General features: G+C 45.4%; 1 protein-coding gene. It reads left to right on the top strand.

The window, feature by feature from the left end:
- Positions 1-78: 78 nt before the first annotated feature.
- A partial coding sequence (locus tag KDK19_RS19920) for a hypothetical protein (RefSeq protein WP_257292712.1) occupies positions 79-1,206 on the top strand: 1,128 nt, incomplete at its 3' end.

The raw sequence follows: 1,206 nt of genomic DNA, 5'->3' as shown, positions 1-1,206 counted from the left end.
GGCGATGATCCACTGAAGCCCTCGGCTGAGCAAGATACCGGAAGTTCGGTCGTAACTTGTTCCAGATGTAACAAGATAATGAATACACAGGAATTAAGCCGTGTCGCTGATGAAGCAGCAGCTTCAGCATTTTTATGCGACAAGTGCCTGCCGGACACTCACGGTAATAAAAGAGCAAGACAAACCCTGAAAGAAACAGAGTCGGATTCATCAGAACCTGCTCAGAAAAAAAATAAGGGCTCGGGTAGAAAGAGAAGCCATTCCGAAGCAGCTACTGCACCACCGGCTAAAAAAAAGAAACCGGAAGACGCCCAGATCACTGATGATCTATTGGAAAAAGTAAAAGAAAGTATCAAGTACGAACTAAGCAAGGAAGAGCTGGAGAAAGCACAAACCCTGATGGAAGTATTCAAGAAAAAAAACATCTCTGTAAAGGATACTTTTTATAAACTGCTTGGCTTTGTAGAGAGACAGTATTTTAATAGCTTCTTCGATAATGCCACTGCTTTTTTTGGGCACCTTTCTAAAAACTTCAAAAACACAGGCATGCTAACCGGCATGCTGAATTATGCAAAAAAACATATCCGTAGTTTTGCAGAACGTGATCAAAGTGAACTCGAATATTTAGCGAGTTTGGATACATTGACTTCCTTCTCGTCCATGAAGAGTTGCAAAGGTGTGCCCAAGCTTGATGAAGTGAGAGAGCTGCTGAGCTGGCCGGAATGGAAAGACAATAATGGCGAGTTCAATATGGAGCTGTTCCGTGCTTTCTCGTCAATGAATACTTGCAAAGGCTTGCTCAAACATGAGGAAGTGAAAGAGATATTGGGCTGGCTGGTATGGAAAGACAAGGATGACGGGTTCAACATGGAGCTGTTCCGCGCCTTCTCATCCATGAATCATGCCAGGGGCCTGCTCAAACATGAGGACGTCGAAGCGCTGCTGGGCTGGCCGGAATGGAAAGACAAGGATGACCAGTTCAATATGGAGCTGTTCCGCGCCTTCTCATCCATGAATCATTCTAAAGGCATGCTGAAACATGACGACGTGAAAGAGGTGCTTGGCTGGGCTGAATGGAAAGACAAGGATGGCGAATTCAATATGGAGCTGTTCCGGGCCTTAGCGTCCATGAACAGCGGCAGAGGCATGCTCAAACATGAGGAAGTGAAAGAGCTAATGGGATGGCCTGAATGGAAAGACAAGGAT

Source organism: Endozoicomonas sp. ONNA1, assembly GCF_024606325.1.
GTDB lineage: Bacteria > Pseudomonadota > Gammaproteobacteria > Pseudomonadales > Endozoicomonadaceae > Endozoicomonas_A.
This window is presented reverse-complemented; position numbering and strand designations above follow the sequence as displayed.